Origin of the sequence: Methylotenera sp. N17, from assembly GCF_000799155.1 — a bacterium.
Lineage (GTDB): Bacteria > Pseudomonadota > Gammaproteobacteria > Burkholderiales > Methylophilaceae > Methylophilus.
Genome location: NZ_JUGE01000001.1, coordinates 2,523,287 through 2,545,712 on the forward strand (window position 1 = coordinate 2,523,287; position 22,426 = coordinate 2,545,712).

Sequence of the window (22,426 nt, forward strand, 5' to 3'; positions counted from 1 at the left end):
GTTATTTGATGTGATCTAGCGCTGATAATATTTTATCTGCGCCCAGGCTGACCAATTTATCCGCCAAGGCTTTACCTACAGCCTCAGCATCCGTCAGGTTGCCTGTAATTTGCTGACGCAACATTTGTTGGCCATCCACGCTGGCCACAAAGCCCGTCATATGGATCTGCTCGCCGACCCGCGTAGCATACGCACCTAAAGGCACCGTGCAGCTGCCAGCTAATGCACGGCTAAAGCCACGCTCTGCTTCTACACATAATTGCGTATCTAAATGATTGAGTGGCGCTAGAATTTCAATCAAATCGGTTCTGTGCGCGTTAATTTCGATACCTAACGCGCCTTGCCCAACCGCTGGAATACTGTCTTCTGGCGCAATAAAACCGCGAATTCTATCGCCTAACCCTAATCGAATCAGTCCGGCGGCTGCCAAAATAATGGCTGCGTATTGGCCTTCGTCTAATTTGCGTAAGCGCGTTTGCACGTTGCCACGTAGAGACTCAATTTTGAGGTGCGGGAAGCGCGCCTGAATCTGGCTTTGACGACGTAAGCTAGAAGTACCAACTATGCTGCCATGGGGCAATACGGCGAGTGAATCAAACTGGTTAGATACAAAGGCATCGCGTGGATCTTCGCGTTCGCCGGTGGCTACTAAAGCAAAGCCCTCTGGCAAGTTCATCGGCACATCCTTCATGCTATGTACCGCTAAATCGGCACTGCCATTTTCAAGCGCAGTTTCTAACTCTTTCACAAACAAACCCTTACCACCAATCCGTGCTAGAGGTGAATCTAAAATCTGATCCCCTGTGGTGGTCATGCCCAATATCTGCACATCGCATTGTGGGTACAATGCTTGCAACTTGGCTTGAATATGTTTGGCTTGCCACATGGCAAGTGCGCTTTCACGCGAGGCGATGACGAGTTTTTGCGGTGCATTTTTCATATGCTTAAATTTTAGCACATGCGCTTATGAACCAACATTTGGATATGACTTTGCATTTGGAGTTAAGCTTATTTCTAAGTTATTATCCAGTGTCCTAGTGCTGAAAAGTGAAGTGTTGTATTACCAATTATAGGAGGTTACTATGCAATATCAGGTCGATATTTTTCTCGCATCTCTCAATCAATTTTGGCTACAACTGGTAAATTTTGTGCCACGTTTGTTAGCGGTATTGGTGATTCTATTTTTTGGCTGGATTATTGCCAAGCTTGTAAGAAGCGGCGTAAAACGTTTGCTAGAGTTGATGCAGTTTGATCAATTTGCGCGTAAATCTGGCTTAGAAGCCTTTATGAATAGTGGCAATATGCACGTAACCTTGAGCGGCATCATTAGCCAAGTCGTCTACTGGTTAGTCATTCTACTGTTTGTGATTACAGGTGCAAATGCGCTGGAATTGAGCGCAGTAGCTGGTTTGTTACAACAGTTAGCGGTGTATCTACCGCATATTATTGTGGCGATTCTGATACTGGTGTTTGGTACTTTACTAGCGCGCTTTATGAATCGTATTGTGTTTGCCTGGTTGCATAGCATTAAATTTCCTGAGGCTCTGGCGGTGAGCACTTCTACCGAGTATGGCATTCAAATTTTGGCGGTGTTTGTGGCGCTAGAGCAGTTGGGTATTGGCATGCAGCTCATTTACTCATTGTTTGTGATTGTATTTGGTGCTGTGTTCTTAGCGCTGGCGATTGCATTTGGTCTGGGCGGTAGAGATTGGGCCGCCAAAGTCATTGCGGACATGAGCGAAAGAAAAAACAAATATTGAAGCGTGGCGTTGCTAGATTGTTTTGATAAGGTGTTGCTGACGCCGGCTCACGGCTACTGTTTCCGGCACGCCTTTTAAAATAGCCACCCATTGTTGTTCCATTTGCGCATCATCGTTGACGATGGTGCGCTTTTCAAACCCTGCAATAAACGGCTTGGCCACCAAGCAGTTACGGTGCAAACGCAATAGCAGTTCACCAAACTCCACTTCTAGTTGTGTTAACGATTCCTCTACCAAATATTCGCGTACGGCAGTGCGCACGGTGACGTATTTTTGCTCTGCGCGGAAATAAATAATCTCGTGAATCGGCACCAGTAGTACACGTCCGCGCTCATGAATACTCAAATGTGAGCGTGTAGGCTGTAATGGCTTGAGCGATGCCAGCTGTGCTGGTTGTAATGCGCGAACTTTATTCAGTGCGGTTTCTAAGCGTTCTTGGCGGATGGGCTTCAGCAGATAATCAATGGCGTTCAACTCAAACGCCTTAATTGCATAAGCATCATAGGCGGTAGTGAAAATCAACTTGGGGACTTGGGCTAGCAATTGCAGATGATGCGCTGCTTCAATGCCATCCATCACGGGCATACGTATGTCTAACAATACAAGGTCTGGGCTATGCTCAGCCGCAAGTTCTATGGCCTCTTTTCCATTTTGCGCTTCAGCCACAACGCTGACATTGGCGATGTCGCCAAGCAAATCACGCAGACGGTTGCGCGCAGGTGTTTCGTCGTCGGCAATGATGATACGGAGGGTGGTCATGGTTTATTGATGTGGCACGCGAATATGCACGGTATAGTATTGTCCGGCAATGTCTGTTTTGAGCGATGCTTCTAAATCAAAGTGTAACAGGAGCCGTTCTTTAATATTTTTGAGCGCCATTTTGTTACCCGTATGGTGATGTTTATCGGGATTAAAAGGGTTGCTGATGCTCATCAGCACTTCTTTATGTTTACACACAATCTGAATAGTGATTTCGCCGCCGTCTGCCAACGGCTCTATGCCATGGTACACCGCATTTTCTAACAAAGGCTGCAAGATCAGGGGCGGGATCATTGCGTCGGGCGGCATGTGCTCTATTTGCCAATTCACGTTTAGACGATCTTCCAAGCGTAATTTTTCCAATGCTAAGTATTGGCGGCTCAGCGCAATCTCTTGTGCGAGCGGCACTAAATCACGATTGTCCGCCATTAACACGCGGAACAAATCTGCCATGTCTTCCAGCGCGGTTTCAGCACGTTTGGGTTGGCTTCTGATGAGTGAAAGCACGGCATTGATACTGTTAAATAAAAAGTGCGGGCGAATACGCGCTTGAAGTGCTTGCAAACGTGCTTCGGCAATGGCGGGCGAGTAGGCGCGCTGTTGCAAGTTAAAGTAATACAACACAATGGCTGTCACGATGGTGGTGAGCAGGCATGCACGTGGAATGTCTGGAATGAGCTCCGGCGAAAAATACGGGCTGACTAAAGAAAAAGCCAAATAGGTGATGCCAATTTCTAGCAATATGATGACGGGCATACTAGCGCGATAATCCAGTTTATTGAGCCATGGATATAGGCCGTACAAACACAATAAGCTAATGATTAAGATGGGTTGAACCGCCGTAGAGAGCTCTGTAAACACATTAAAGAACTGCGATAACGGATGGCTTAGCAAAAGCGCCGCCAGCACTGCGAACAGGTTCACAATCAGCAAGATACGTAAATGAATGCCAAAATTATGTAAATTTGGAAGGCGGCTGTTTTTGCGCACGACATATAGTTAGTTATAATGATGCGATAAGTATATTATTATTAAAGAAAATTTTCATAAAAACTCTGCAGGCCGGAACATCATTGCCAGTAGAAAATGAAAAAGAACGACTACCAAAGTAAAAGGGATTGCAGTGCAAGCATCAGACGACAAAAAAACCTCATCACTTAACCATAAATCAGAAGCATGGTCTGGCCGCTTTGACGAGCCAGTGGCGGAGCTGGTGAAACGCTATACCGCCTCGGTCGATTTTGATAAGCGGTTAGCGCGTGTTGATATTCAAGGCTCTATTGCCCATGCGCGTATGCTGGGTGCACAACAGATTATCAGCTTGCAAGATGTGGCCGCTATTGAACAAGGCTTGGGTGAGATTCTGCAAGAAATTGAAGCGGGTAGCTTTGAATGGCTGTTGGATTTGGAAGACGTGCACCTGAATATTGAAAAACGGTTGACCGATAAGATTGGCGATGCAGGTAAGCGCTTACATACTGGCAGAAGTAGAAACGATCAGGTGGCGACAGATGTGCGCTTGTGGCTGCGTGCCACAGTGGATGATGTACTGAGTGGCATTCAAGCGCTGCAATTATCCATCATAGACCTAGCGGAACAGCACGCAGATACCATCATGCCCGGTTTTACGCATTTGCAAGTGGCGCAGCCGGTGACGTTTGGTCATCATCTCATGGCGTATTTTGAAATGCTCAAACGCGACGCTGAACGTTTTGCCGATGCGCGTAAACGCATCAATCGCTTACCGTTGGGCGCTGCGGCATTGGCTGGCACCAGCTATCCTATTGATCGTAACATGGTGGCCGCTTCACTTGGTTTTGATGGCGTGTGTGCCAATTCATTAGACGCAGTGTCTGACCGTGATTTTGCCATTGAATTTAGTGCAGCAGCTTCTGTGTTGATGATGCATTTGTCACGTTTTTCAGAAGAGTTGGTGTTATGGAGCTCACCACGCTTTGCCTTTATTGATATCGCAGACCGTTTTTGCACAGGTTCATCTATCATGCCGCAAAAGAAAAACCCTGATGTGCCGGAGTTAGTGCGCGGTAAAACTGGCCGTGTATTTGGACACTTGATGGGCTTGCTCACGCTGATGAAAGGCCAGCCATTGGCCTACAATAAAGACAACCAAGAAGACAAAGAGCCGCTATTTGATACAGCCGATACCATTGTCGTCACGCTGCAGATTTATGCAGATATGATGCGCGGTATTCGTGTCAATGCAGACAATATGCGGCAAGCCTCGCTAGAAGGCTTTGCTACAGCCACTGACTTAGCGGATTATCTAGTGAAAAAAGGCATGCCATTTAGAGATGCGCATGAAGTGGTGGCGCTGGCAGTAAAGCATGGGGTGAATACGCAGCAAGATTTGGCCGATATGGCGCTGACGGAGTTACAACAATTTAGCAAAATGATTACAGAAGATGTATATTCTGTTTTAACATTAGAAGGTTCGGTGGCAAGCCGTCATCATGTGGGGGGTACTGCACCCGCACAGGTGCGCAGTGCCATACAGCAAGCAAGGGCAGCACTCAAATAAAAAAGATAGGCTTGAGTTTAAAGGGAAACTGGGCATTACTTTGTGTAGTGTTGTGCCTACTTTGCCCTTTTGCCTTAGCGCAATCTGCAGATTTACCTATTGAAACCAAACTCGATACGCTAGCAGAATCAGCACTCAGCACTAGCGCAGCGGAGTCAACGTCTCCCCCCGAAGTACCTGAAAATATACCTGCGCAGACAGAAGACGGCCAATTGCTTTGGCCGATGATGCCACATGAGACTTTAGCGCAATTGGCCAAGACGTTTTATCCTGATAGCCCGATTCTAGAGCAGCGATTTATCCAGAAGACCATTCGGTTAACTAAGGCGTTGGGGGTCACGCTATTGCCAGATACGCCATTTAAACGCGTGCAAGTGATTGCGATTCCGGATGAGAAAGAAGTGCGTGCGATGACGCACCGTATCAAAAAGATGGAAGAAATCACGCATGCACAAAGTCAGCTTAAATTAAGTTATCAGCTGAAGTTAAGCGACCAACTCAAAAAAATTATTCCACCTGCACCCAAGCCAAGCAAAACCATTCCACACCATCCACAAGCCAAGGCTAAACCTGTTTTGATTAAGCCGACATTGCCTGCGCCGGATACGCCTTCGCATTGGGTGCGTATGTGGCAACAAACACAATCAACGGTGTCATCATGGGTAGTGACGGCCAAGACCTATTGGATGGTAGAAACCCCTAGCTGGATGCAACAATTGCATCATCCTCAATGGCGCAATGGCTTGTATCTCACGCTGTTGTTACTCATGGGGCTTGGGCTCTGGCGTTTACAAAAGCATTATATGCGTCGGCAGATTGCACTTTTGAATACCATCACGACAACTTTGGAAGATGCTGACTCAGATGCGCCATCGGAAACTGCGGCAGCAGAACTACAGAATGCAGCAGTGTCCATACTCACGCCATATCATCAGCACACACATGAAGAAGATAGATCCGCGGCAGCTTAGTGCCAATACTTAGCTTACTAATGCTTAGCTATCCGGCTAATCGTCTAGAAAAATTTCCAGTAAATTATTGAGAAAGCGGCGCCCTTTTAGCGTAGGTGCTATGCGTGATGATTGATGCGTGACTAGCCCTTGCTGAATAGCATCGGCGAGTGATTTTTCAATGCTGATCAGTGGTAAGCCGGTGCGTTGTTGAAATAAGTCTGTGGCAAATCCATCATGTAGCCTCAGCGTGTTCATCATAAACTCAAACCCCAGTGCCTCTTGTTCAATCACCCATTCTTGGTCAACCGCTTTGCCCTGTGGCACAAATTCCATATAGCGTTTGGGGTGTTTGTGGCGCGCTTGGCGAATCAGTTTGTCATGAAAACTCAGCTTGGAATGTGCGCCTGCGCCAATGCCTAAATAATCACCAAACGTCCAATAGTTTAGGTTGTGTTTGCACTGCATGCCAGGCTTAGAAAAAGCAGAGGTCTCGTAGTTAACATACCCCTGTTGCGCCAAATACTGCTCAATCTCTTCTTGCATAGTGGCGCTGGTGTCATCGTCCGGCAGGCTAGGTGGGGTGCGGTGGAACGGGGTATTGGGCTCTAAGGTTAAGTGATAAAACGATAGGTGTGCCGGGTTGAGTGCGCAGGCCATTTTTGCATCGCTCAACGCGTCTTCCAGTGTTTGTTCTGGCAAGGCGTACATCACATCTAGGTTTACACGCTCAAACGTTTCTATGGCCAGAGCCGCGGCCGCTTGTGCTTGTGCCGTGTCGTGTATGCGCCCCAGCGCCTTCAGGTAGCGGTCATCAAAACTTTGAATACCCAGTGAAACACGGTTGATCCCTGCATCTCTGTAGGCCTGAAAATGCGCAGTATCAACTGTGCCAGGGTTGGCCTCCAGTGTAATTTCTGCGCCGTACTCTAGCGGTGTGAGCATACGTACATGACTTAGAATTCTGTCGATGGACTCGCCCGAAAATAGGCTGGGCGTACCACCACCAAAAAATACGCTGTGAATTTTTCGTCCCCAAATCAAAGGCGTGGCTTGCTCTAAATCTTGAATCAATGCATCCACATAGGCTGCTTCTGGAATCTCTTGTTTGGCCTCGTGCGAATTAAAATCACAATACGGACATTTACGCACGCACCAAGGAATGTGGATATAGAGAGATAGCGGTGGCGGGTTGCTCAGGCCGCTTAACGTCACGTCGCCTTGTAGCGGCGCAGCACTCAAACTATTGGCAGGGTAGATTGGAATCATGCGGGTATTTTAACGGAATGTTTCAATTATCACGAAGTGCTGGGATAAGTTGTCGCTGAACTTTGGAATCTAGACGTTCTTTCCAATTAAATATCTTATCTGCTAATGCTGTCAAGTCTTCTGGGGTGACATAAAACTGATTTTTGGTCGAGTCATTTGGAACTACACGGCCTTTAGTAAATATACAACCATGAATAAGTGCGTTTCGTTGCTCTAAAAGCGCTTTAGCTTCGGCAAGAATGTCTTGAATTTCTTTCACACCATTGCAAGTTAAGGGTTTTAAAGCATCAGAGAATGCCGTTACTTTGTAACCAAAAGAAGCTGTAGAAGAAACGGTAATTTTCAGGCCGCATTCATTCAACATTTCAATCAGTGTAATAACTTGAGCTTCTGCATACCCAAAATACAATGTCACAAGGCCTAATGGCCTTATCAAATCGCCTTCATAATAGCCACTCATTTAGTTAACAACTCCATTTCAATAATTGGTACATAGATCGGCGATAATTTAAAAACCATTCTCACTAATAAAGTTTTTATCAAGCCATTTCCTCCAGCACTTGCAAAAACGCATCTCCATATTTCTGCAGTTTCGCATGACCTATCCCGCTAATTTGCCCCATTTCATTTAAGGCTTGGGGTTTGCGGTTATGAATTTCCAACAAGGTACTGTCGTGGAAAATCACATACGGTGGCACGCCTTGTTCTCTTGCCAGTTCTAACCGCTTGGATTTGAGCGCTTGCCAAAGTGGGTCGTCGCTAGCGCCTGCAAATGCTTCTTTGGCACGGGCGCTGCGTTCGGCTTTACTCATGCGTTTTTCGGGTTCGGCATCACGGCGTAGCCAGACTTCTTGTTCGCCTTTTAGCACTGGCCGTGCGGCTTCAGTCAGTTGTAAGCCGCCGTAGGCAGCCATATCGGCTTCCAGCAATCCAGATGCAATCAATTGGCGATACACACCGCTCCATTGGGCTTGATTGAGGGGTTTTCCTATGCCGAAGGTGCTCACTTTATCGTGATTAAAACGTTCGACTTGTGGTGTGACTTTCCCGGTAAGCACATCAATTAAATGGCCGACGCCGAATCTTTGCCCGGTGCGGTACACACAGGAGAGTGCCATCTGTGCAACTTGTGTCGCTTGCCAGGTTTCTACCGGATGCAGGCAGTTATCGCATTGGTCGCAGGCGCCGGGGTGGCTTTCGCCAAAGTAGCGCAAAATGGTTTGGTGACGGCAAGCGGTGGATTCGCAATAGCCGAGCAAGGCATCTAGTTTTAAGCGTTCCAGCCGTTTACGTTCTTCAGAGGCTTCGCCGCTATCCAACATCTGCCGCATGGAGACGACATCACCCATGCCGTACACCATCCAAGCGTTTGCAGGCAAGCCATCACGGCCAGCGCGGCCCGTTTCCTGATAATAACCTTCCATACTTTTGGGCAGATCTAAATGCGCAACAAAGCGCACATTGGGTTTATCGATGCCCATACCAAATGCGATGGTCGCCACCATAATGATGCCTTCTTCACGCAGAAAGCGGCGCTGATTGTGCTCACGCATTGGTGCAGGCAGACCAGCGTGATAGGGCAATGCAGACCAGCCTTTTTCGACCAAGAAGGCTGCTGTTTCTTCCACTTTTTTGCGTGATAAACAATAAATAATGCCAGCATCGTCAGGGTGTTCGCGCTCTAGGAATGCTTGCAATTGCTGGCGTGCATTGTGTTTGATACCAACATGGTAGCGAATATTCGGGCGGTCAAAACTGGAGACAAACTGGCGTGCGTTTTCGAGATTGAGCTGGCTGATAATCTCGGCGCGTGTCGGTGCATCCGCAGTCGCAGTCAATGCGATGCGTGGTACGTCGGGAAAGCGCTCATGCAATACAGTGAGCTGACGATACTCCGGCCGGAAGTCATGCCCCCATTGCGATACGCAATGCGCTTCGTCAATGGCAAACAGCGCCAAGCCGACATGCTGGTGGATTTCATCAAGCAGACTTAAAAAGCTGCCAAGCATCAAGCGCTCGGGGGCGACATACAATAGTTTAATTTCACCACTGACCACCTCGCGAGTAATGCGGGCATTGTCTTCTGCGCTTAAACTGGAATTTAGAAAAGCAGCGTTGACACCAAGTTGCTGCAAAGCCTCAACTTGGTTTTGCATCAAAGCAATTAAGGGTGAGACAACGATTGCTAGACCTTCACGGGCCAAGGCCGGAATCTGGTAGCAGAGCGATTTGCCGCCACCCGTAGGCATGAGTACCAGCGCATCGTATCCGACAATTACATGCTCAACGATGGCTTGCTGCTGGTGGCGAAACTGGGTATAACCAAAAACTTGCTGAAGGATATGTTGCGGCGAGAGGTTTGCCATGCTTTAGATGAACAGTCCGACCAGCCTAGATTTTGTTGTATGGGTTAATGAGGCTATCCACCAGCGCATGTAATGCTTCACGCATTTGTGCTTCGCTGACTTCCATCAACAAGCCGTCTTCAAACGCATCTTGCGTGATTTGCTTAATTTCATCAAAATTTTCGGTCATGACTTTGACTTTTTCTGTGCATGAGACGACCGAGCTATCATCACGCAGCCAAATGGGCCATGCTTTACTCATCATTGAGCCTTTCTAACTTTTGTAACAACTTGGACATGGCGTGTCCGCGGTGGCTGATTCTGCTTTTAATCTCTAAAGGTAGTTCAGCAACTGTTTTACCTGTTTTCGCATCCAAGAATAACGGGTCATAGCCAAAGCCATCATGACCACGATACTCTTTTAAAATTTCTCCAACCCATTGTCCTTCAGCAATCAAAGGTTCTGGATCTTGCGCATAGCGCACCAGCACCATCACACAATAAAAGTGGGCGTTACGGTGAGGTGTGTCACCTAATACAGCGAGCAATTTTTGATTGTTCTTTTCGTCTGATTTGGGCTCGCCAGCATAGCGTGCGGAGAGCACGCCTGGCGCACCCTGCAAGCTATCCACACACAAACCAGAGTCATCGGCCAATGCTGGCAAGCCAGTATGTTGACTGGCATGGCGCGCTTTGGCCAGCGCGTTTTCTATAAATGTGCAGTAAGGCTCATCGCATTCAGGTACGTTGAGGGCAGACTGCGGAATGACCTCCAGCGCAAGTGGCGCCAGCAGGTGCTGGATTTCCCGCAGCTTGCCTGCGTTACCCGTGGCAATCACCAGCTCTTTAAATGGTAGGGCCATTATGCGCTCAATGCTGCGTGCTGTTTCGCAGTCAATTGTTGAATACCTTCTGCCGCCAGATCTAACATCGCATTCATGGTGTCGCGGCTGAATGGCTCACCTTCAGCCGTGCCTTGAATTTCCACAAAGCCGCCGCTACCGGTCATCACCACGTTCATGTCGGTATCGCAATCCGAGTCTTCAATATAGTCCAAATCTAGTACCGGTGTACCTTGATACACGCCGACTGAAATGGCGGCAACTGTATCGGTGAGTGGCGAGCTGGTAATCAGCCCTTTTTCTAAGAGTTGATTAATGGCATCTTGCAAGGCGACAAATGCACCGGTAATACTGGCAGTGCGGGTGCCGCCATCAGCTTGAATCACATCACAGTCAAAGTGGATGGTACGCTCACCGAGTTTCTCCAAGTCAATCACCGCGCGTAAGCTGCGGCCAATCAAGCGTTGAATCTCTTGTGTACGTCCAGATTGCTTGCCTTTAGCAGCCTCTCTATCCATGCGGCTGCCGGTAGAGCGTGGCAACATGCCATATTCTGCGGTCACCCAGCCTTGGTTTTTCCCCTTTAAAAATCCAGGGACTTTTTCTTCCACACTGGCGGTGCAGATTACGTGCGTATCGCCAAATTTGACGAGTACAGAGCCTTCGGCATGTTTGGTGTAATGACGGATAATTTCTACGGTTCTTAAAGCGTTATTGGCGCGTTGGCTTGGTCTCATGGCTTGCTCACAACTTAAAAGGTTTTAGGTTTGGTTAGTGCTGCTTGAATCTCAGCAATGGTTTTTTCAATCTCATCATCGGTTAAATCGTCCGGCGGTGCGCCCGGTAATTTGGCTGGACGGGTAGTGGGGTTCATAATCGTGGTGGTTTGATCCAGTGGCATGGTAATGGTGGAAACCGCTTGTGGATTCTGCTGACGGTCACCCCACTGTAAGCCAATCACACTCATGTTGTCACCGGTTTGGTCACTGTTCTTTTCTGCCATGTCTAACAAATGCACGACTGTTTCATCGATGACGCCGGAGATTAAAATGTTTTTGATTTCGCGGTCATCAATCTCGTTCCAAATACCATCTGTACACAACATAATGATATCGCCATCCATCATCTCGTGGCGGTCGGCCAAATCAATTTGAGGGATGTTATCTCCCCCTAAGCAATTATAGATTTTGTTGCGGTAAGGATGCGTCGCCATTTCTTCTTTACTAATCAATCCTTTACGGTACATGGATTGCACAATAGAGTGGTCTTCTGTTCTGAATAATAAATGACCGTCTCTAAAATGATACAAGCGTGAATCGCCCACGTGTGCGCAATACAAGGTATTGCGTTGAATAATCGCCGCCACGATCGTGGTGCGTGGCGATTCAATCAAATCATCCATTTGCCGTTTGTTTTCGATCATGTCATGGACTTGCTGAATATGGTCGGTCAGAAATTTGGCCGGGCTAGGCAATGTTGGCAGGGCTAAGCGCTGAAATGCTTCGGTCAGTGTTTTGACCGCGAGTTGTGCCGCCACCTCACCATGGCGATGTCCACCCATGCCATCGGCCAACACCATCAACAGCGCGTCTTTACTGTAAGAGTACGCTAAGCGATCTTGATTGTAGGCGCGTGGGCCTTGTCGGCTGCTTTGATAGATGGTGAATTTCATAATGGGGTATTCAGTACTTTTTTAATCTTGTTAACAATACTATTTTTGGGGCCGTCTTGCGCCGGGCTCAAGGCCATGATTTTCTTTTGTAGTGAAAACACACTTTGTGGCCTTGCCAAAAAGTCCATCTTCAAGCATTCATCAATCAACTCCAAAAGCTCGGGTGAGTAAATATTGTTGCCTAGCGATTTAGCGGGTTCTAAATTGTCTTTGGTCGCCCGTAAATTAGATGCTTGCGGCGTGGCGCGATACAAACAAGCGTACATGCTAGCGCCAATACTATAAATATCACTCCACGGGCCTAAATTCTGACGGGTGTAATATTGTTCCGGCGGCGCGAATCCAGGGGTGTAACTCAATGGAATGTTCGACTTGCTCTCAGACAGGGTTTGTCTGGCCGAGCCAAAATCCAACAGCACAGGCGAACCATCCAAACGAATATAAATGTTCGCAGGCTTAATATCCAAGTGCAGTAGCTTGTGCGTATGTACTTCTCGCAGGCCATTGAGCAACTCGGCAAACACACGGCGCACAAAGTTCTCAGAGATAGGCGCTTCATGCGCCAAAATGTATTCTTGCAACGATTTACCACGCTCATATTTCATGACCATGTACACCGTATTGTTGGCTCTGAAAAAATTGAGTACGCGGACAATGTTTTTATGGTCAATTTTAGCGAGCGATAAGCCTTCCTCAAAAAAGCTTTTTAATCCTTGCTTAAACACTGCGGAGTCACCGTGGTCATCTAATTGTACCGTCGCACCTTTATCACGTAAGGCCAACCCAGTCGGCATGTACTCTTTAATAGCCACTACTTTTTTGTTAGGGTCGTGTGCTAAATATACAAAGCTAAACCCACCAGAGCTCAGCACTTTGGTAATGGTGTAATCGTGTAATTTAAAGCCTATGTCGAGCGCTTGGTTTTTGTTGGTGACAGCCATTAAAAATGATCTTTTACCCAAACGGTTGAAGGTGTGGCTTTATTTTCTCATATTAACAGGTGCATTTGATACAATTGTTGAAGATTAGACGAGAGTAACCCCTATGATTTTAAGCATGACTGGCTATGCATCGCATGAGCTGAATACCCAATATGGTGTATTGATGATCGAATTGAGGTCGGTCAATCACCGTTATTTAGAACTGCAATTAAAGCTAGATGACCACTTAAGAGTATTTGAAACCAGCGTACGTGAGCAGATGCAAGCCAAGCTGGGGCGCGGCAAAGTAGACTGTCGCATCCATTTAAAGCAGGAGAATCTGACCACACAATTTGCGGCCATTAACCATCAGGCGATTCAGCAAATTGCTGAAAGCTTGCAAGCCGCTTCACAATATTTTAGCGCGGTGCAACCAGTCGATGTGCTAGAGATTTTACGTATTCCTGGCGTGACGCAATCGGCCAAGGCTGACCATGACGAATTAGAGACGACGATTAAATCGACGCTGAGTGACGTGTTGGATGCACTGATTCACGCGCGGCAGCGCGAGGGCGAAAAACTAAAAGACGTCATATTGGCACGCCTGTCAGAAATTAACGCCTTGGTGATTCAGGTGAAACCTATGCTGCCAGTCTTGATTCAAACCTATCAGGACAAGCTCACCCATAAACTTAAGGAAGCGCTAGTGAGCGATGACGAGCGTGTGCGACAAGAGATTGTATTGTATGCGCAGCGTATTGATGTGGATGAAGAGCTTTCTCGGTTGGATGCGCATATCCATGAAGTGAGCCATATCCTTGCCAAAGGTGGCGCTGTGGGCAAAAAGTTGGATTTCTTGATGCAGGAAATGAACCGGGAAGCCAATACGTTAGGGGCAAAATCTGTTGCGATTGAAACCACGCAAATCTCTATGCAGCTGAAAGTATTGATTGAGCAAATGCGTGAGCAAATTCAAAACATTGAGTAGATGCCTACTTTCTGTGCGTGATGGCTTTGGTGGTTGAATCAAAAGCGCAAGGCTGCACTTTTTTAGTGCGTTCTCAAACAGTGTAGACTTTGCGTATTTTTAAGATGCTGATTTAATTGATTTTTTAAATTGGTATGCAGTTTGCTTTTAATCGTATTATTAACGAAAGAATAAAAGCATGGCACACTCCGTCGAACAGTTTTTTGATGAAATGCAAGCCAATGTAGGTGATGTACGCAGTATTTACAAAGCCTATCAAAATTGGTTGAAAAATGTACCTACACAGCAATTGGCGGCTAAGCGAGCGGAAGCTGAGTTATTGTTTCGCCGTGTGGGCATCACCTTCAATGTGTATGGTGAGGCGGATGGCGCGGAGCGTTTGATCCCGTTTGATGTGATTCCACGCTTAATTTCGAGCAAAGAATGGGCGCATTTGTCTGCCGGGGTCGTGCAGCGCGTGCGTGCGCTCAATATGTTCTTGCATGATATCTATCACAAGCAAGAAATCATTCAAGCCGGCATCGTGCCGTATACCATTTTAAGTAATCCGCAATATCGTCCAGAGATGTTTGGTGTGGATGTGCCGAATCAGATTTACGCGCATATTGCTGGGGTGGATCTGGTGCGCACCAGTGAATCGCAATTTTACGTGTTAGAAGACAACTTGCGTACGCCTTCAGGTGTCTCGTATATGTTAGAAAACCGCAAAATGATGATGCGGCTGTTCCCGGATTTATTCCGGCAATATTCTGTTGCGCCAGTTGAGCATTACCCCCAAGTCCTACTCAATAATCTACGCTCTGTTGCACAGTCTGGCGTGCAAGATCCAACCATTGTGTTGCTGTCTCCCGGTGCTTATAACAGCGCCTATTTTGAGCATGCGTTTTTAGCGCAGCAAATGGGGATCGAGCTGGTAGAAGGCCAAGATTTATTTGTGCGCAATAATGCGGTGTATATGCGCACCACGCAAGGCCCAAGGCGGGTAGATGTGATTTACCGTCGTATTGATGATGATTTTATCGATCCGCTCGTATTTAAACCAGACTCTATGTTGGGTGTGCCGGGCTTGCTGTCGGTGTATCGTAATGGCGGCGTGACCTTGGCCAATGCCGTGGGGACAGGCGCGGCCGATGATAAAGCTACCTATATCTACGTGCCCGCCATGATTAAATTCTACTTGGGCGAAGAGCCGATTCTGCAAAATGTGCCCACTTACGAGCTAAGCAAAGAAGATGATTTGACGTATGTATTAGACCATTTGGACGAGCTGGTGGTGAAGGAAGTGCAAGGCTCTGGTGGTTATGGCATGTTGGTTGGCCCTGCAGCAACCAAGCAAGAGTTGGCTGAGTTCAAACTACGTATTCTATCCAAGCCTTCCAGCTATATTGCGCAGCCTACACTGGCGCTTTCTACCTGCCCAACGTTGGTAGAAAAAGGCATTGCGCCACGCCATGTAGATTTAAGGCCTTTTGTGCTATCCGGCAAAACCGTCAGTGTGGTGCCAGGTGGCTTATGCCGCGTGGCATTAAAAGAAGGCTCGCTGGTGGTCAATTCATCACAAGGTGGTGGCACCAAAGACACTTGGGTGTTAGAGCGTGACGACACGCAGCCTGAAAAAGTCGCGCAATCGAATAAACAAGTAATGAAAGAAGAAGTGGCATGTTAAGTCGCACAGCAGATCACCTTTATTGGATGGCGCGTTATATTGAGCGCGCAGAAAATACGGCGCGTGTATTGGATGTGACCTACAACATGTCGCTGGTGCCCACGGCGACCGGCGACGATGCAGATTTATGGCAAGCCGCGATTGAAATTTCTGGAAACACCGAAGCGTTTGAACGTGATTATGGTCAGGCCAATGCAAAAAATACGATTCAGTATTTGACGATGGACAGTAATAATCCTTCCAGTATTTACAATGCGTTGCGTAGTGCGCGCGAGAATGCACGTGCAGTACGTGTGACCATGACGACCGAAACTTGGGAAAATATCAATGCGCTGTGGCTGGAGTTTGATCAGTTTTTGCGCAAAGATTTAACCGTAGAAGGGTTAAGCGAGTTTTGTGACTGGGTAAAAGCCAGATCGCACCTATTTAGAGGTGTGTGCTTTGGCACCATGTTGCGTGACGAAGCCTTTAGCTTTGTGCGTTTGGGTACCTTTATTGAGCGTGCCGATAATACGGCGCGCTTGCTCAATATTAAGTACGATTTCCTCATGCCGGTGCAATACCAAATGGGCGGTGCGGTAGATTATTACGAATGGAGCGCAGTGCTGCGTTCGGTCTCTGCCTTCCAAGCCTATCAAAAAATCTATAGTGATGCGATTGATCCGCTACGTGTGTCCGAGCTGCTGGTACTAAGGCACGATATGCCGCGCTCGCTACATGCTTGTTACGATGAGATTATGCCGATTATCGAGCAGGTGGCGGCTAATCGCCAAGGTGAGACCAGACGCTTGGCAGGCGAGCTGCATGCCAAGTTACATTATGGCAAAATGCAGGACATCTTTAAGCATGGCTTGCATGAGTTTTTAGAGAGCTTTATTCATTCTAACCATGTATTGGGCGAAGAAATTCAACGTAGTTTCTTGAGCGCAACCGTTTAATAGGTGTAGAGTAGCAAGCATTATGCGCCTTAATATTCAGCACCAAACACAATATGTGTACAGCGAAATGGTCACTTACACTATTCAACAATTACGTCTCACGCCACAAAATGGCTTTGGTCAGCATGTGCGGCATTGGGATATCAAAGTCAATGGCCAGTTGCATGAGGTGCAAGATACCTTTGGCAATATCGCACACACATTAGTCATCGATAATCCGCATCACGAGTTGTACATTTCCGTATCGGGTGAAGTGGAAACTGGTGTGGGTGATGTAAGCCAGCATGAGGCATTGCCGATGCCTATTTACCTGCGTGAAACAGAGCTCACAGCGCCCAGTGTAGGCATTACTGAATTTGCACACGCATTCAAAGCGAAGCCGCTTGAAGAAATGATGCATGCCTTGCGTGACAAAATGCAATATCTGAAAGGTGCCACACAGGTAGACACCACGGCAGCGCAAGCTTTTGCGCTAGGCCAAGGTGTATGCCAAGATCATGCCCATGTATTTATTGCTTGCTGTCGTAGCTTAGGTTATCCGGCGCGCTATGTCAGTGGCTATTTGTTTACAGAAGACGGCAGTTTGATGCAAACCCATGCGTGGGCAGATGTGTGGTTGGATGATCGTTGGCAAAGCTTGGATGTCTCTAATGGTTGCGTTACCAATGAAACGCATATTCGGCTGGCCGTTGGATTGGATTATCGCGGCGCTAGCCCAGTAAGCGGCATGCGTATTGGTGGTGGAGAAGAGGGGATGGCCACCAGCGTTATCGTCAACCAGAATGGCGGACAGTTGCTGCAACACCAAAAAGTCAGCACAGCCACCTTGTTACAGCAAGCACAACAAGCACAACAAGCACAGCAATAGCTTCCAAAACTAACTTTTCTTTAGCAGTTTCATGCTGCTTTCGGACTATATTTTTTCAAACCTCTGCCATATGCAAAGCGTAATTTGGCTGCGTTAGATCACTGTTCTAACCACTACATCGCCAAATTAAAGGAAAAATCATGCCCCAATCATCGTTTAAGTTAAAAGTACTTGCCGGCCTGCTGTTGGCCTTCGCAGGTAGCGCCTCTGCCACCACCTACACCAATGTGCCATCTGGCGCCAACGCCAATCTACCATTTGCTTACTTTGGTAATGCAGCTAACCCTAGCGGCGATTCGCCGATGGTAGGCCAAGTGTTTGCTCTGACGCTAGATAGCCTGCTGTCATCCTTCAACTTCTATGCAGTCGGTAACACGTCAGCAACTTTTCAGCTGAATGTTGCGCAGTGGAACCCTAGCACGAACGCACAGAACCAAGCAGTCAATACAGTAGGTAGCAACCTGTTGCCTAGTACCTTTACAGCTGTTGATACCTATAACTCGACTGGTAATTACACCACCATCTCGTTTGACAATCTAGGCTTGAACCTCAACGCCAACACTAAGTACATTGCCTTTCTGACCAGTAGCGATTCAACCGTGACAGGTGTTCAACTGTCACGCACCCAGACCGCGCAAGATGTTTCTGGCTTTGGTCTTGGTCATGCCTACCTGAGCACCATTCCTGGTCAAGGCTGGCAGCTTCCATTTAACGGCAACGGATTCCTCAGTCTGCAATACACGGCAGTGACGGCTGTGGTGCCAGAGCCAGAAACCTATGCGATGTTATTTGCTGGTTTAGCGTTGGTAAGTGCAGCAGTTAAGCGCCGCAATGCTGCGTAACTTTAATCATCGCTTGATGTAAGAAACGACGGGGGCTTTTGCCCCCATTTTTGTGTGGAATAGCCATCTTCACTAGCGTGTGGTTCTCTGTCTAAATGCGGTAGATGGCGCTTTGCCTAACTGCGCACGGCTGTTGTAATGATGATGAACGCTGATGCAATGTCTTTTGGATTGATTTGTCTCACTAAACGCTTAAGCTCAATCCCATCTTTCATAAAAATCAACGTTGGCCAAAGTTTAACGGAGAATGTCCTGCCAAGTTTGCGACCCTTGCCGTCTTCAATCTTGATATGGTGAATGTCAGGGTGCAATTTAAGTGCAGATGCAATCATGCTTTGTGCTGCTTGGCAGTGCTCGCACCACTCAGCTCCAAATTCCAGCATCACAGCACCTGTGAATTGATGGATTTCTTCGCGTGTAAGCTCTGATGTATGTTGAATGCTCATCTGCTTTACAGGCCTAAATAGACTGTTGATTCACACGTTTACTAAGCAACTCAGCTGACTCTTTGCGTTCACTGTATCGGTCAACCAGCAAGCTAGAAATATCTCGTGTTAATAACGTAAATTTAACAAGCTCTTCCATCACATCAACCACTCGGTCATAGTATGCAGATGGTTTCATTCTGCCATCTTCATTAAATTCTTGAAAAGCTTTAGCGATAGATGACTGGTTTGGGATGGTAATCATCCGCATCCAACGCCCTAATATTCGCATTTGATTGACTGCGTTGAATGATTGAGAGCCGCCTGAAACCTCCATGACAGCAAGTGTCTTGCCCTGTGTTGGTCGAATTGCCCCCATGGTTAAGGGTATCCAATCAATTTGCGCCTTCATGATGCCCGTCATTGCGCCATGTCTTTCTGGTGAGGACCACACCATCCCTTCAGACCATAACGTTAGTGCTCGTAATTCCTGTACTTTAGGGTGGGTCTCTGGCGCATCATCAGGCAATGGCAAGCCATGCGGGTCAAATATCCTGACCTCACCACCTAATGCTTCCAGCAATCTAGCAGCTTCAAGTATCAGTAATTTACTGTAAGCACGTTCTCGTAAAGAGCCGTACAACAATAAAAAACGAGGCGCATGCGTAGATGGAACGTAATTGGTAAGGGTCGAAAGGTGCGTTCGGCTCAGTAGTGCATTGTCAAGGTTTGGCAAGCTGGCAACTGTTTCCATTTACCTAATCTCACCAATTGCATTGAGTTGAGCTTGAATGGCATTTTTATCTTCAAATGCTGCTGCTGGTAATTTCATAAATGCTTCAATACGTTTACGTAGTATTGAATAAGCCAATTCAAATGCAGCATCAATTTCAGCATCGGTCCCTGTTGCTTTTGCAGGATCTTCAACACCCCAATGCGCTCTTATCACTTTGCCTAAATAAGCCGGGCAAGTTTCTCCCGCGGCATTACTACAAACAGTAATCACAATGTCGGGTGTTACTGGTAGGTTATCCCAAGACTTACTAACATAGCCTGCGGTTGCAATGCCTTTGGATGCTAGCAAAGCAATGGAATTTGGATGCACATATCCAGCCGGCTGGCTACCTGCACTCATGGCTTTCATGCCACTAGGTGCTAATGCATTAAATGTCGCTTCGGCTATGATGGAGCGGCAAGAGTTGCCCGTACATAAAAATAATATGTTCATTCATTGCTCTCAAAAATCAATTAGTTTCATACCAATGTTTACTACGATTGACGATAGATACCACAGATAGCATTACAGGCACTTCGATCAGTACACCGACAACAGTGGCAAGGGCTGCACCTGAGTTAAATCCAAATAATGCAATAGCGGTGGCTACCGCTAGCTCAAAGAAATTTGAAGCACCTATTAATGCTGATGGTCCCGCTACGCAATGCGCTACTTTAAGTTGCTTATTTAACCAATAAGCCAGCATTGAATTGAAGTACACCTGAATAGTGATTGGAATTGCTAGAAGTCCAATAATGATAGGCTGAGCCAATATTTGCTCACCTTGAAATGCAAACAATAGAACTAATGTAATGAGCAATGCTGAGAGTGAGATTGGGTGTAAGTGTTTTAACAAGTTGTCCAATGTACTCGGGCCTCTGGATAGTAGTAACTTACGTAATGCCTGACTCATTGCTACGGGCACAATAATATACAAAAATACGGATACAAATAGCGTAGCCCAAGGCACTGTGATACTTGATAAGCCAAGCAGCAAGGCTACTAATGGAGCAAATGCAAACAACATGATGGCATCATTAATTGCCACTTGAGAGAGCGTAAATTTAGGTTCACCACCACATAGGCCGCTCCATACAAACACCATCGCAGTACATGGTGCCGCGGCTAGTAGAATCAATCCTGCAACGTAGCTGTCAATCTGTTCTACAGGTAACAAGCCAGCAAATAAATGGCGTATAAATATCCAAGCAAGTAATGCCATAGAGAATGGCTTCACCACCCAGTTGATAAGCAGCGTTACTCCTATCCCTTTGCGATGTGCTAGAACTTCCTTTATTGCACTAAAGTCAATGTTAAGTAGCATCGGAATAATCATCAGCCATATCAGCACTGCTACTGGAAAATTTACTTCTGCAAACTTTATGTTGCCTACTAACTGGAAGAAACTTGGAAAGACTTTGCCTAATGCGATGCCTACTACAATACAGCTAAGCACCCACCAAGTAAGATTACGTTCAAAAGTACCCATTGTTGGTGTGGTGATTTGCAATTCGCCAGACGCTATTACTTTATCCATAGTCTTTCCTACGCAGTTGGTTTGCATGTAGATAAAGGGGCGCATTTTTTTGTCCCCGCACAACAATTCTCAGTGAGATAAGCTAGCAAGCCATCCATAGCCTCATAGTTTGCTGAATAATAAATGTAGCGACTTACTTGGCGTGAATGAATCAATCCGGCATGACTTAACTCTTTAAGATGGAATGAAAGCGTGCTGGCTGGGATTTGAAGTGTTTCGCCAATATTTCCAGCAGACAGGCCTTCTGGCCCTGCCTGAACAAGTAGTCTGAATATCTCTAAACGCGCCTCTTGGGCGATGGATGAAAGTTGCAATACTGCTGATTTAATGTTCATATGATCTATATTTCCATAAATATAGAAATATAGTCAAGTGATATATTGCATTACGCGAAAAAACGTTTGGCAGATTGCTGAAGTCTGAAAAGATAATTGGAACGTAGGGTTGCTCTCAAGGCAGGTCTCCACTTAAGACATATTGCGGCTAGGCATAATGGTTGGTCCCGCATTCGTTAATTTTGGTGATGCAATACGCTTTTTTCTGCCGCAGCGCATGCCTAATGGTATGATTTCACCATTCATAAAATTGAGTTTTCCATGACTTATTGTGTCGGATTATTATTAGAGCAGGGCTTGTTATTTGCCTCTGATACGCGCACCAATGCGGGTGTAGACCAAGTAGCCATTGCGCCCAAAATGCATGTGTTTGAACAAGCCGGCAAGCGTGTGATTGTGCTGTTAACTGCTGGAAACTTAGCCATTACCCAATCTGTGGTCAACCTGCTGACGGCACAACTTAAATCCAAAAGTAAATCGGCAAAGCACCTGTATAACGTAGACAGCATGTTTGATGTGGCGGGTTTAGTGGGCGATGCCATGCGTACCGTGCATGAGCGCGACGGTGACCATTTACAAAAGCATGGCATAGAGTTTAGTGCTAGCGTGTTGGTGGGTGGGCAAATTGAAGGGGAGCGTCCACGCTTATTTAATGTATACGCCGCAGGCAATTTTATTGAGACCTGTAGCGAAACGCCTTATTTCCAGATTGGTGAAACCAAGTACGGCAAGCCGATTATTGACCGCGTGGTGAAACATAACAGCGAGATGATGGACGCAGTGAAGTGTGTACTCATTTCGTTTGACTCTACCATCCGCAGTAATATTTCCGTGAGCGCACCGATTGATTTAATGATTTATCGTACCGATAGCCTGCATGCCGATTGTAAAAAACGGATCAACGAACAAGACCCTTATTACGCAACAGTACGCAAAGGTTGGGGCGAAGGGTTAAAATCCGTATTTTCTGCATTACCTAGTCCGGATTGGTGTTAA

Annotated in this window: 25 protein-coding genes; 9 read left to right on the top strand and 16 right to left on the bottom strand. The window is 46.8% G+C overall.

Annotated features, from left to right (window positions below):
* Position 1: 1 nt before the first annotated feature.
* Positions 2-940 (bottom strand): hydroxymethylbilane synthase, encoded by a 939-nt coding sequence (gene hemC, locus FG11_RS11990; RefSeq protein ID WP_020183356.1) that lies wholly within the window; start codon positions 938-940, stop codon positions 2-4.
* Positions 941-1,082: 142 nt separating this feature from the next.
* On the opposite strand from hemC, the gene FG11_RS11995 reads away from it, so the two are divergent.
* Positions 1,083-1,760, top strand: coding sequence for a mechanosensitive ion channel family protein (locus FG11_RS11995; protein WP_020183357.1), 678 nt, complete (start codon positions 1,083-1,085; stop codon positions 1,758-1,760).
* A 12-nt stretch (positions 1,761-1,772) separates the two neighbouring features.
* On the opposite strand, the gene FG11_RS12000 is transcribed toward FG11_RS11995, so the two are convergent.
* Positions 1,773-2,519, bottom strand: a complete 747-nt coding sequence (locus tag FG11_RS12000) for a LytR/AlgR family response regulator transcription factor (protein WP_047535331.1) — start codon at positions 2,517-2,519, stop codon at positions 1,773-1,775.
* Between the two features lie 3 nt (positions 2,520-2,522).
* The gene (locus FG11_RS12005; protein WP_047535334.1) at positions 2,523-3,509 is read right to left on the bottom strand and encodes a sensor histidine kinase; all 987 of its coding nucleotides are present in this window, start codon (positions 3,507-3,509) and stop codon (positions 2,523-2,525) included.
* Between the two features lie 133 nt (positions 3,510-3,642).
* On the opposite strand from FG11_RS12005, the gene argH reads away from it, so the two are divergent.
* Together argH and FG11_RS13325 are read left to right on the top strand one after the other, a co-directional pair.
* Positions 3,643-5,058, top strand: coding sequence for an argininosuccinate lyase (gene argH / locus FG11_RS12010; RefSeq protein ID WP_047535336.1), 1,416 nt, complete (start codon positions 3,643-3,645; stop codon positions 5,056-5,058).
* Between the two features lie 11 nt (positions 5,059-5,069).
* Complete coding sequence (locus tag FG11_RS13325; protein WP_152604069.1) at positions 5,070-6,029, top strand: hypothetical protein; 960 nt, start codon at positions 5,070-5,072, stop codon at positions 6,027-6,029.
* A 36-nt stretch (positions 6,030-6,065) separates the two neighbouring features.
* Here FG11_RS13325 and hemW read toward each other — a convergent pair whose 3' ends face one another.
* The 8 genes from hemW to FG11_RS12055 form a co-directional block, all read right to left on the bottom strand.
* Positions 6,066-7,277, bottom strand: coding sequence for a radical SAM family heme chaperone HemW (hemW, locus tag FG11_RS12020; protein ID WP_047535339.1), 1,212 nt, complete (start codon positions 7,275-7,277; stop codon positions 6,066-6,068).
* Between the two features lie 22 nt (positions 7,278-7,299).
* Positions 7,300-7,737 (bottom strand): hypothetical protein, encoded by a 438-nt coding sequence (locus tag FG11_RS12025; protein WP_047535340.1) that lies wholly within the window; start codon positions 7,735-7,737, stop codon positions 7,300-7,302.
* A 79-nt stretch (positions 7,738-7,816) separates the two neighbouring features.
* A complete protein-coding gene (gene recQ / locus FG11_RS12030) occupies positions 7,817-9,643 on the bottom strand; it encodes a DNA helicase RecQ (protein ID WP_047535343.1) in 1,827 nt (608 codons plus the stop codon).
* Between the two features lie 25 nt (positions 9,644-9,668).
* Positions 9,669-9,884: a hypothetical protein gene (locus tag FG11_RS12035; protein WP_025223452.1), complete on the bottom strand. Its 216-nt coding sequence runs from the start codon at positions 9,882-9,884 to the stop codon at positions 9,669-9,671.
* Complete coding sequence (gene rdgB / locus FG11_RS12040; RefSeq protein WP_025223453.1) at positions 9,877-10,485, bottom strand: RdgB/HAM1 family non-canonical purine NTP pyrophosphatase; 609 nt, start codon at positions 10,483-10,485, stop codon at positions 9,877-9,879. Before rdgB ends, FG11_RS12035 begins: the two co-directional genes overlap by 8 nt.
* Positions 10,485-11,201 (bottom strand): ribonuclease PH, encoded by a 717-nt coding sequence (rph, locus tag FG11_RS12045; protein ID WP_025223454.1) that lies wholly within the window; start codon positions 11,199-11,201, stop codon positions 10,485-10,487. Before rph ends, rdgB begins: the two co-directional genes overlap by 1 nt.
* 14 nt (positions 11,202-11,215) lie before the next feature.
* Positions 11,216-12,136, bottom strand: coding sequence for a PP2C family protein-serine/threonine phosphatase (locus FG11_RS12050; protein WP_020183367.1), 921 nt, complete (start codon positions 12,134-12,136; stop codon positions 11,216-11,218).
* Positions 12,133-13,077 carry a serine/threonine protein kinase gene (locus FG11_RS12055; RefSeq protein WP_020183368.1) on the bottom strand — a complete coding sequence of 315 codons (945 nt, stop codon included), beginning with the start codon at positions 13,075-13,077 and terminating at the stop codon, positions 12,133-12,135. The genes FG11_RS12050 and FG11_RS12055 overlap by 4 nt, the downstream gene beginning before the upstream one ends.
* A 103-nt stretch (positions 13,078-13,180) precedes the next feature.
* Between FG11_RS12055 and FG11_RS12060 the strand changes: the two genes are divergently transcribed.
* The 5 genes from FG11_RS12060 (at position 13,181) to FG11_RS12080 (ending at position 18,358) form a co-directional block, all read left to right on the top strand.
* Positions 13,181-14,044, top strand: a complete 864-nt coding sequence (locus FG11_RS12060; RefSeq protein WP_047535346.1) for a YicC/YloC family endoribonuclease — start codon at positions 13,181-13,183, stop codon at positions 14,042-14,044.
* 178 nt (positions 14,045-14,222) lie between these two features.
* The gene (locus tag FG11_RS12065) at positions 14,223-15,710 is read left to right on the top strand and encodes a circularly permuted type 2 ATP-grasp protein (RefSeq protein WP_020183371.1); all 1,488 of its coding nucleotides are present in this window, start codon (positions 14,223-14,225) and stop codon (positions 15,708-15,710) included.
* Positions 15,704-16,648 (top strand): alpha-E domain-containing protein, encoded by a 945-nt coding sequence (locus tag FG11_RS12070; protein WP_020183372.1) that lies wholly within the window; start codon positions 15,704-15,706, stop codon positions 16,646-16,648. The genes FG11_RS12065 and FG11_RS12070 overlap by 7 nt, the downstream gene beginning before the upstream one ends.
* A 22-nt stretch (positions 16,649-16,670) precedes the next feature.
* Positions 16,671-17,516 (top strand): transglutaminase family protein, encoded by an 846-nt coding sequence (locus FG11_RS12075; RefSeq protein WP_025223456.1) that lies wholly within the window; start codon positions 16,671-16,673, stop codon positions 17,514-17,516.
* Between the two features lie 140 nt (positions 17,517-17,656).
* Positions 17,657-18,358 (top strand): PEP-CTERM sorting domain-containing protein, encoded by a 702-nt coding sequence (locus FG11_RS12080; protein WP_047535347.1) that lies wholly within the window; start codon positions 17,657-17,659, stop codon positions 18,356-18,358.
* 116 nt (positions 18,359-18,474) lie between these two features.
* Here the strand turns inward: FG11_RS12080 and FG11_RS12085 are convergent, their stop codons facing one another.
* Genes FG11_RS12085 through FG11_RS12105 form a run of 5 tightly spaced genes read right to left on the bottom strand, consistent with a single transcriptional unit; the run spans position 18,475 to position 21,430 of the window.
* Positions 18,475-18,804, bottom strand: coding sequence for a thioredoxin family protein (locus FG11_RS12085; protein ID WP_025223458.1), 330 nt, complete (start codon positions 18,802-18,804; stop codon positions 18,475-18,477).
* 13 nt (positions 18,805-18,817) lie between these two features.
* Positions 18,818-19,537, bottom strand: coding sequence for an arsenical resistance protein ArsH (gene arsH, locus FG11_RS12090; protein ID WP_047535351.1), 720 nt, complete (start codon positions 19,535-19,537; stop codon positions 18,818-18,820).
* Entirely contained in the window at positions 19,538-20,011 is a 474-nt protein-coding gene (locus tag FG11_RS12095) for an arsenate reductase ArsC (RefSeq protein WP_020183377.1), read from the bottom strand.
* 16 nt (positions 20,012-20,027) lie between these two features.
* Positions 20,028-21,095 (bottom strand): ACR3 family arsenite efflux transporter, encoded by a 1,068-nt coding sequence (gene arsB / locus FG11_RS12100; protein WP_047535352.1) that lies wholly within the window; start codon positions 21,093-21,095, stop codon positions 20,028-20,030.
* Between the two features lie 8 nt (positions 21,096-21,103).
* Entirely contained in the window at positions 21,104-21,430 is a 327-nt protein-coding gene (locus FG11_RS12105) for an ArsR/SmtB family transcription factor (RefSeq protein WP_047535355.1), read from the bottom strand.
* A gap of 261 nt (positions 21,431-21,691) precedes the next feature.
* On the opposite strand from FG11_RS12105, the gene FG11_RS12110 reads away from it, so the two are divergent.
* Entirely contained in the window at positions 21,692-22,426 is a 735-nt protein-coding gene (locus FG11_RS12110; protein WP_047535360.1) for a proteasome-type protease, read from the top strand.

Coding starts and splice junctions, on each gene's coding strand:
- FG11_RS12105 (WP_047535355.1), bottom strand. CDS start 21,430: ATGAACATTAAATCAGCAGTATTGCAACTTTCATCCATCGCCCAAGAG.
- rph (WP_025223454.1), bottom strand. CDS start 11,201: ATGAGACCAAGCCAACGCGCCAATAACGCTTTAAGAACCGTAGAAATT.
- arsB (WP_047535352.1), bottom strand. CDS start 21,095: ATGGATAAAGTAATAGCGTCTGGCGAATTGCAAATCACCACACCAACA.
- hemC (WP_020183356.1), bottom strand. CDS start 940: ATGAAAAATGCACCGCAAAAACTCGTCATCGCCTCGCGTGAAAGCGCA.
- FG11_RS12070 (WP_020183372.1), top strand. CDS start 15,704: ATGTTAAGTCGCACAGCAGATCACCTTTATTGGATGGCGCGTTATATT.
- FG11_RS12095 (WP_020183377.1), bottom strand. CDS start 20,011: ATGAACATATTATTTTTATGTACGGGCAACTCTTGCCGCTCCATCATA.
- FG11_RS12035 (WP_025223452.1), bottom strand. CDS start 9,884: ATGAGTAAAGCATGGCCCATTTGGCTGCGTGATGATAGCTCGGTCGTC.
- FG11_RS12025 (WP_047535340.1), bottom strand. CDS start 7,737: ATGAGTGGCTATTATGAAGGCGATTTGATAAGGCCATTAGGCCTTGTG.
- FG11_RS12055 (WP_020183368.1), bottom strand. CDS start 13,077: ATGGCTGTCACCAACAAAAACCAAGCGCTCGACATAGGCTTTAAATTA.
- FG11_RS12000 (WP_047535331.1), bottom strand. CDS start 2,519: ATGACCACCCTCCGTATCATCATTGCCGACGACGAAACACCTGCGCGC.
- FG11_RS12065 (WP_020183371.1), top strand. CDS start 14,223: ATGGCACACTCCGTCGAACAGTTTTTTGATGAAATGCAAGCCAATGTA.
- hemW (WP_047535339.1), bottom strand. CDS start 7,277: ATGATTCCAATCTACCCTGCCAATAGTTTGAGTGCTGCGCCGCTACAA.
- recQ (WP_047535343.1), bottom strand. CDS start 9,643: ATGGCAAACCTCTCGCCGCAACATATCCTTCAGCAAGTTTTTGGTTAT.
- FG11_RS12050 (WP_020183367.1), bottom strand. CDS start 12,136: ATGAAATTCACCATCTATCAAAGCAGCCGACAAGGCCCACGCGCCTAC.
- FG11_RS12060 (WP_047535346.1), top strand. CDS start 13,181: ATGATTTTAAGCATGACTGGCTATGCATCGCATGAGCTGAATACCCAA.
- rdgB (WP_025223453.1), bottom strand. CDS start 10,485: ATGGCCCTACCATTTAAAGAGCTGGTGATTGCCACGGGTAACGCAGGC.
- FG11_RS12085 (WP_025223458.1), bottom strand. CDS start 18,804: ATGAGCATTCAACATACATCAGAGCTTACACGCGAAGAAATCCATCAA.
- FG11_RS12075 (WP_025223456.1), top strand. CDS start 16,671: ATGCGCCTTAATATTCAGCACCAAACACAATATGTGTACAGCGAAATG.
- FG11_RS12110 (WP_047535360.1), top strand. CDS start 21,692: ATGACTTATTGTGTCGGATTATTATTAGAGCAGGGCTTGTTATTTGCC.
- FG11_RS12080 (WP_047535347.1), top strand. CDS start 17,657: ATGCCCCAATCATCGTTTAAGTTAAAAGTACTTGCCGGCCTGCTGTTG.
- arsH (WP_047535351.1), bottom strand. CDS start 19,537: ATGGAAACAGTTGCCAGCTTGCCAAACCTTGACAATGCACTACTGAGC.
- FG11_RS11995 (WP_020183357.1), top strand. CDS start 1,083: ATGCAATATCAGGTCGATATTTTTCTCGCATCTCTCAATCAATTTTGG.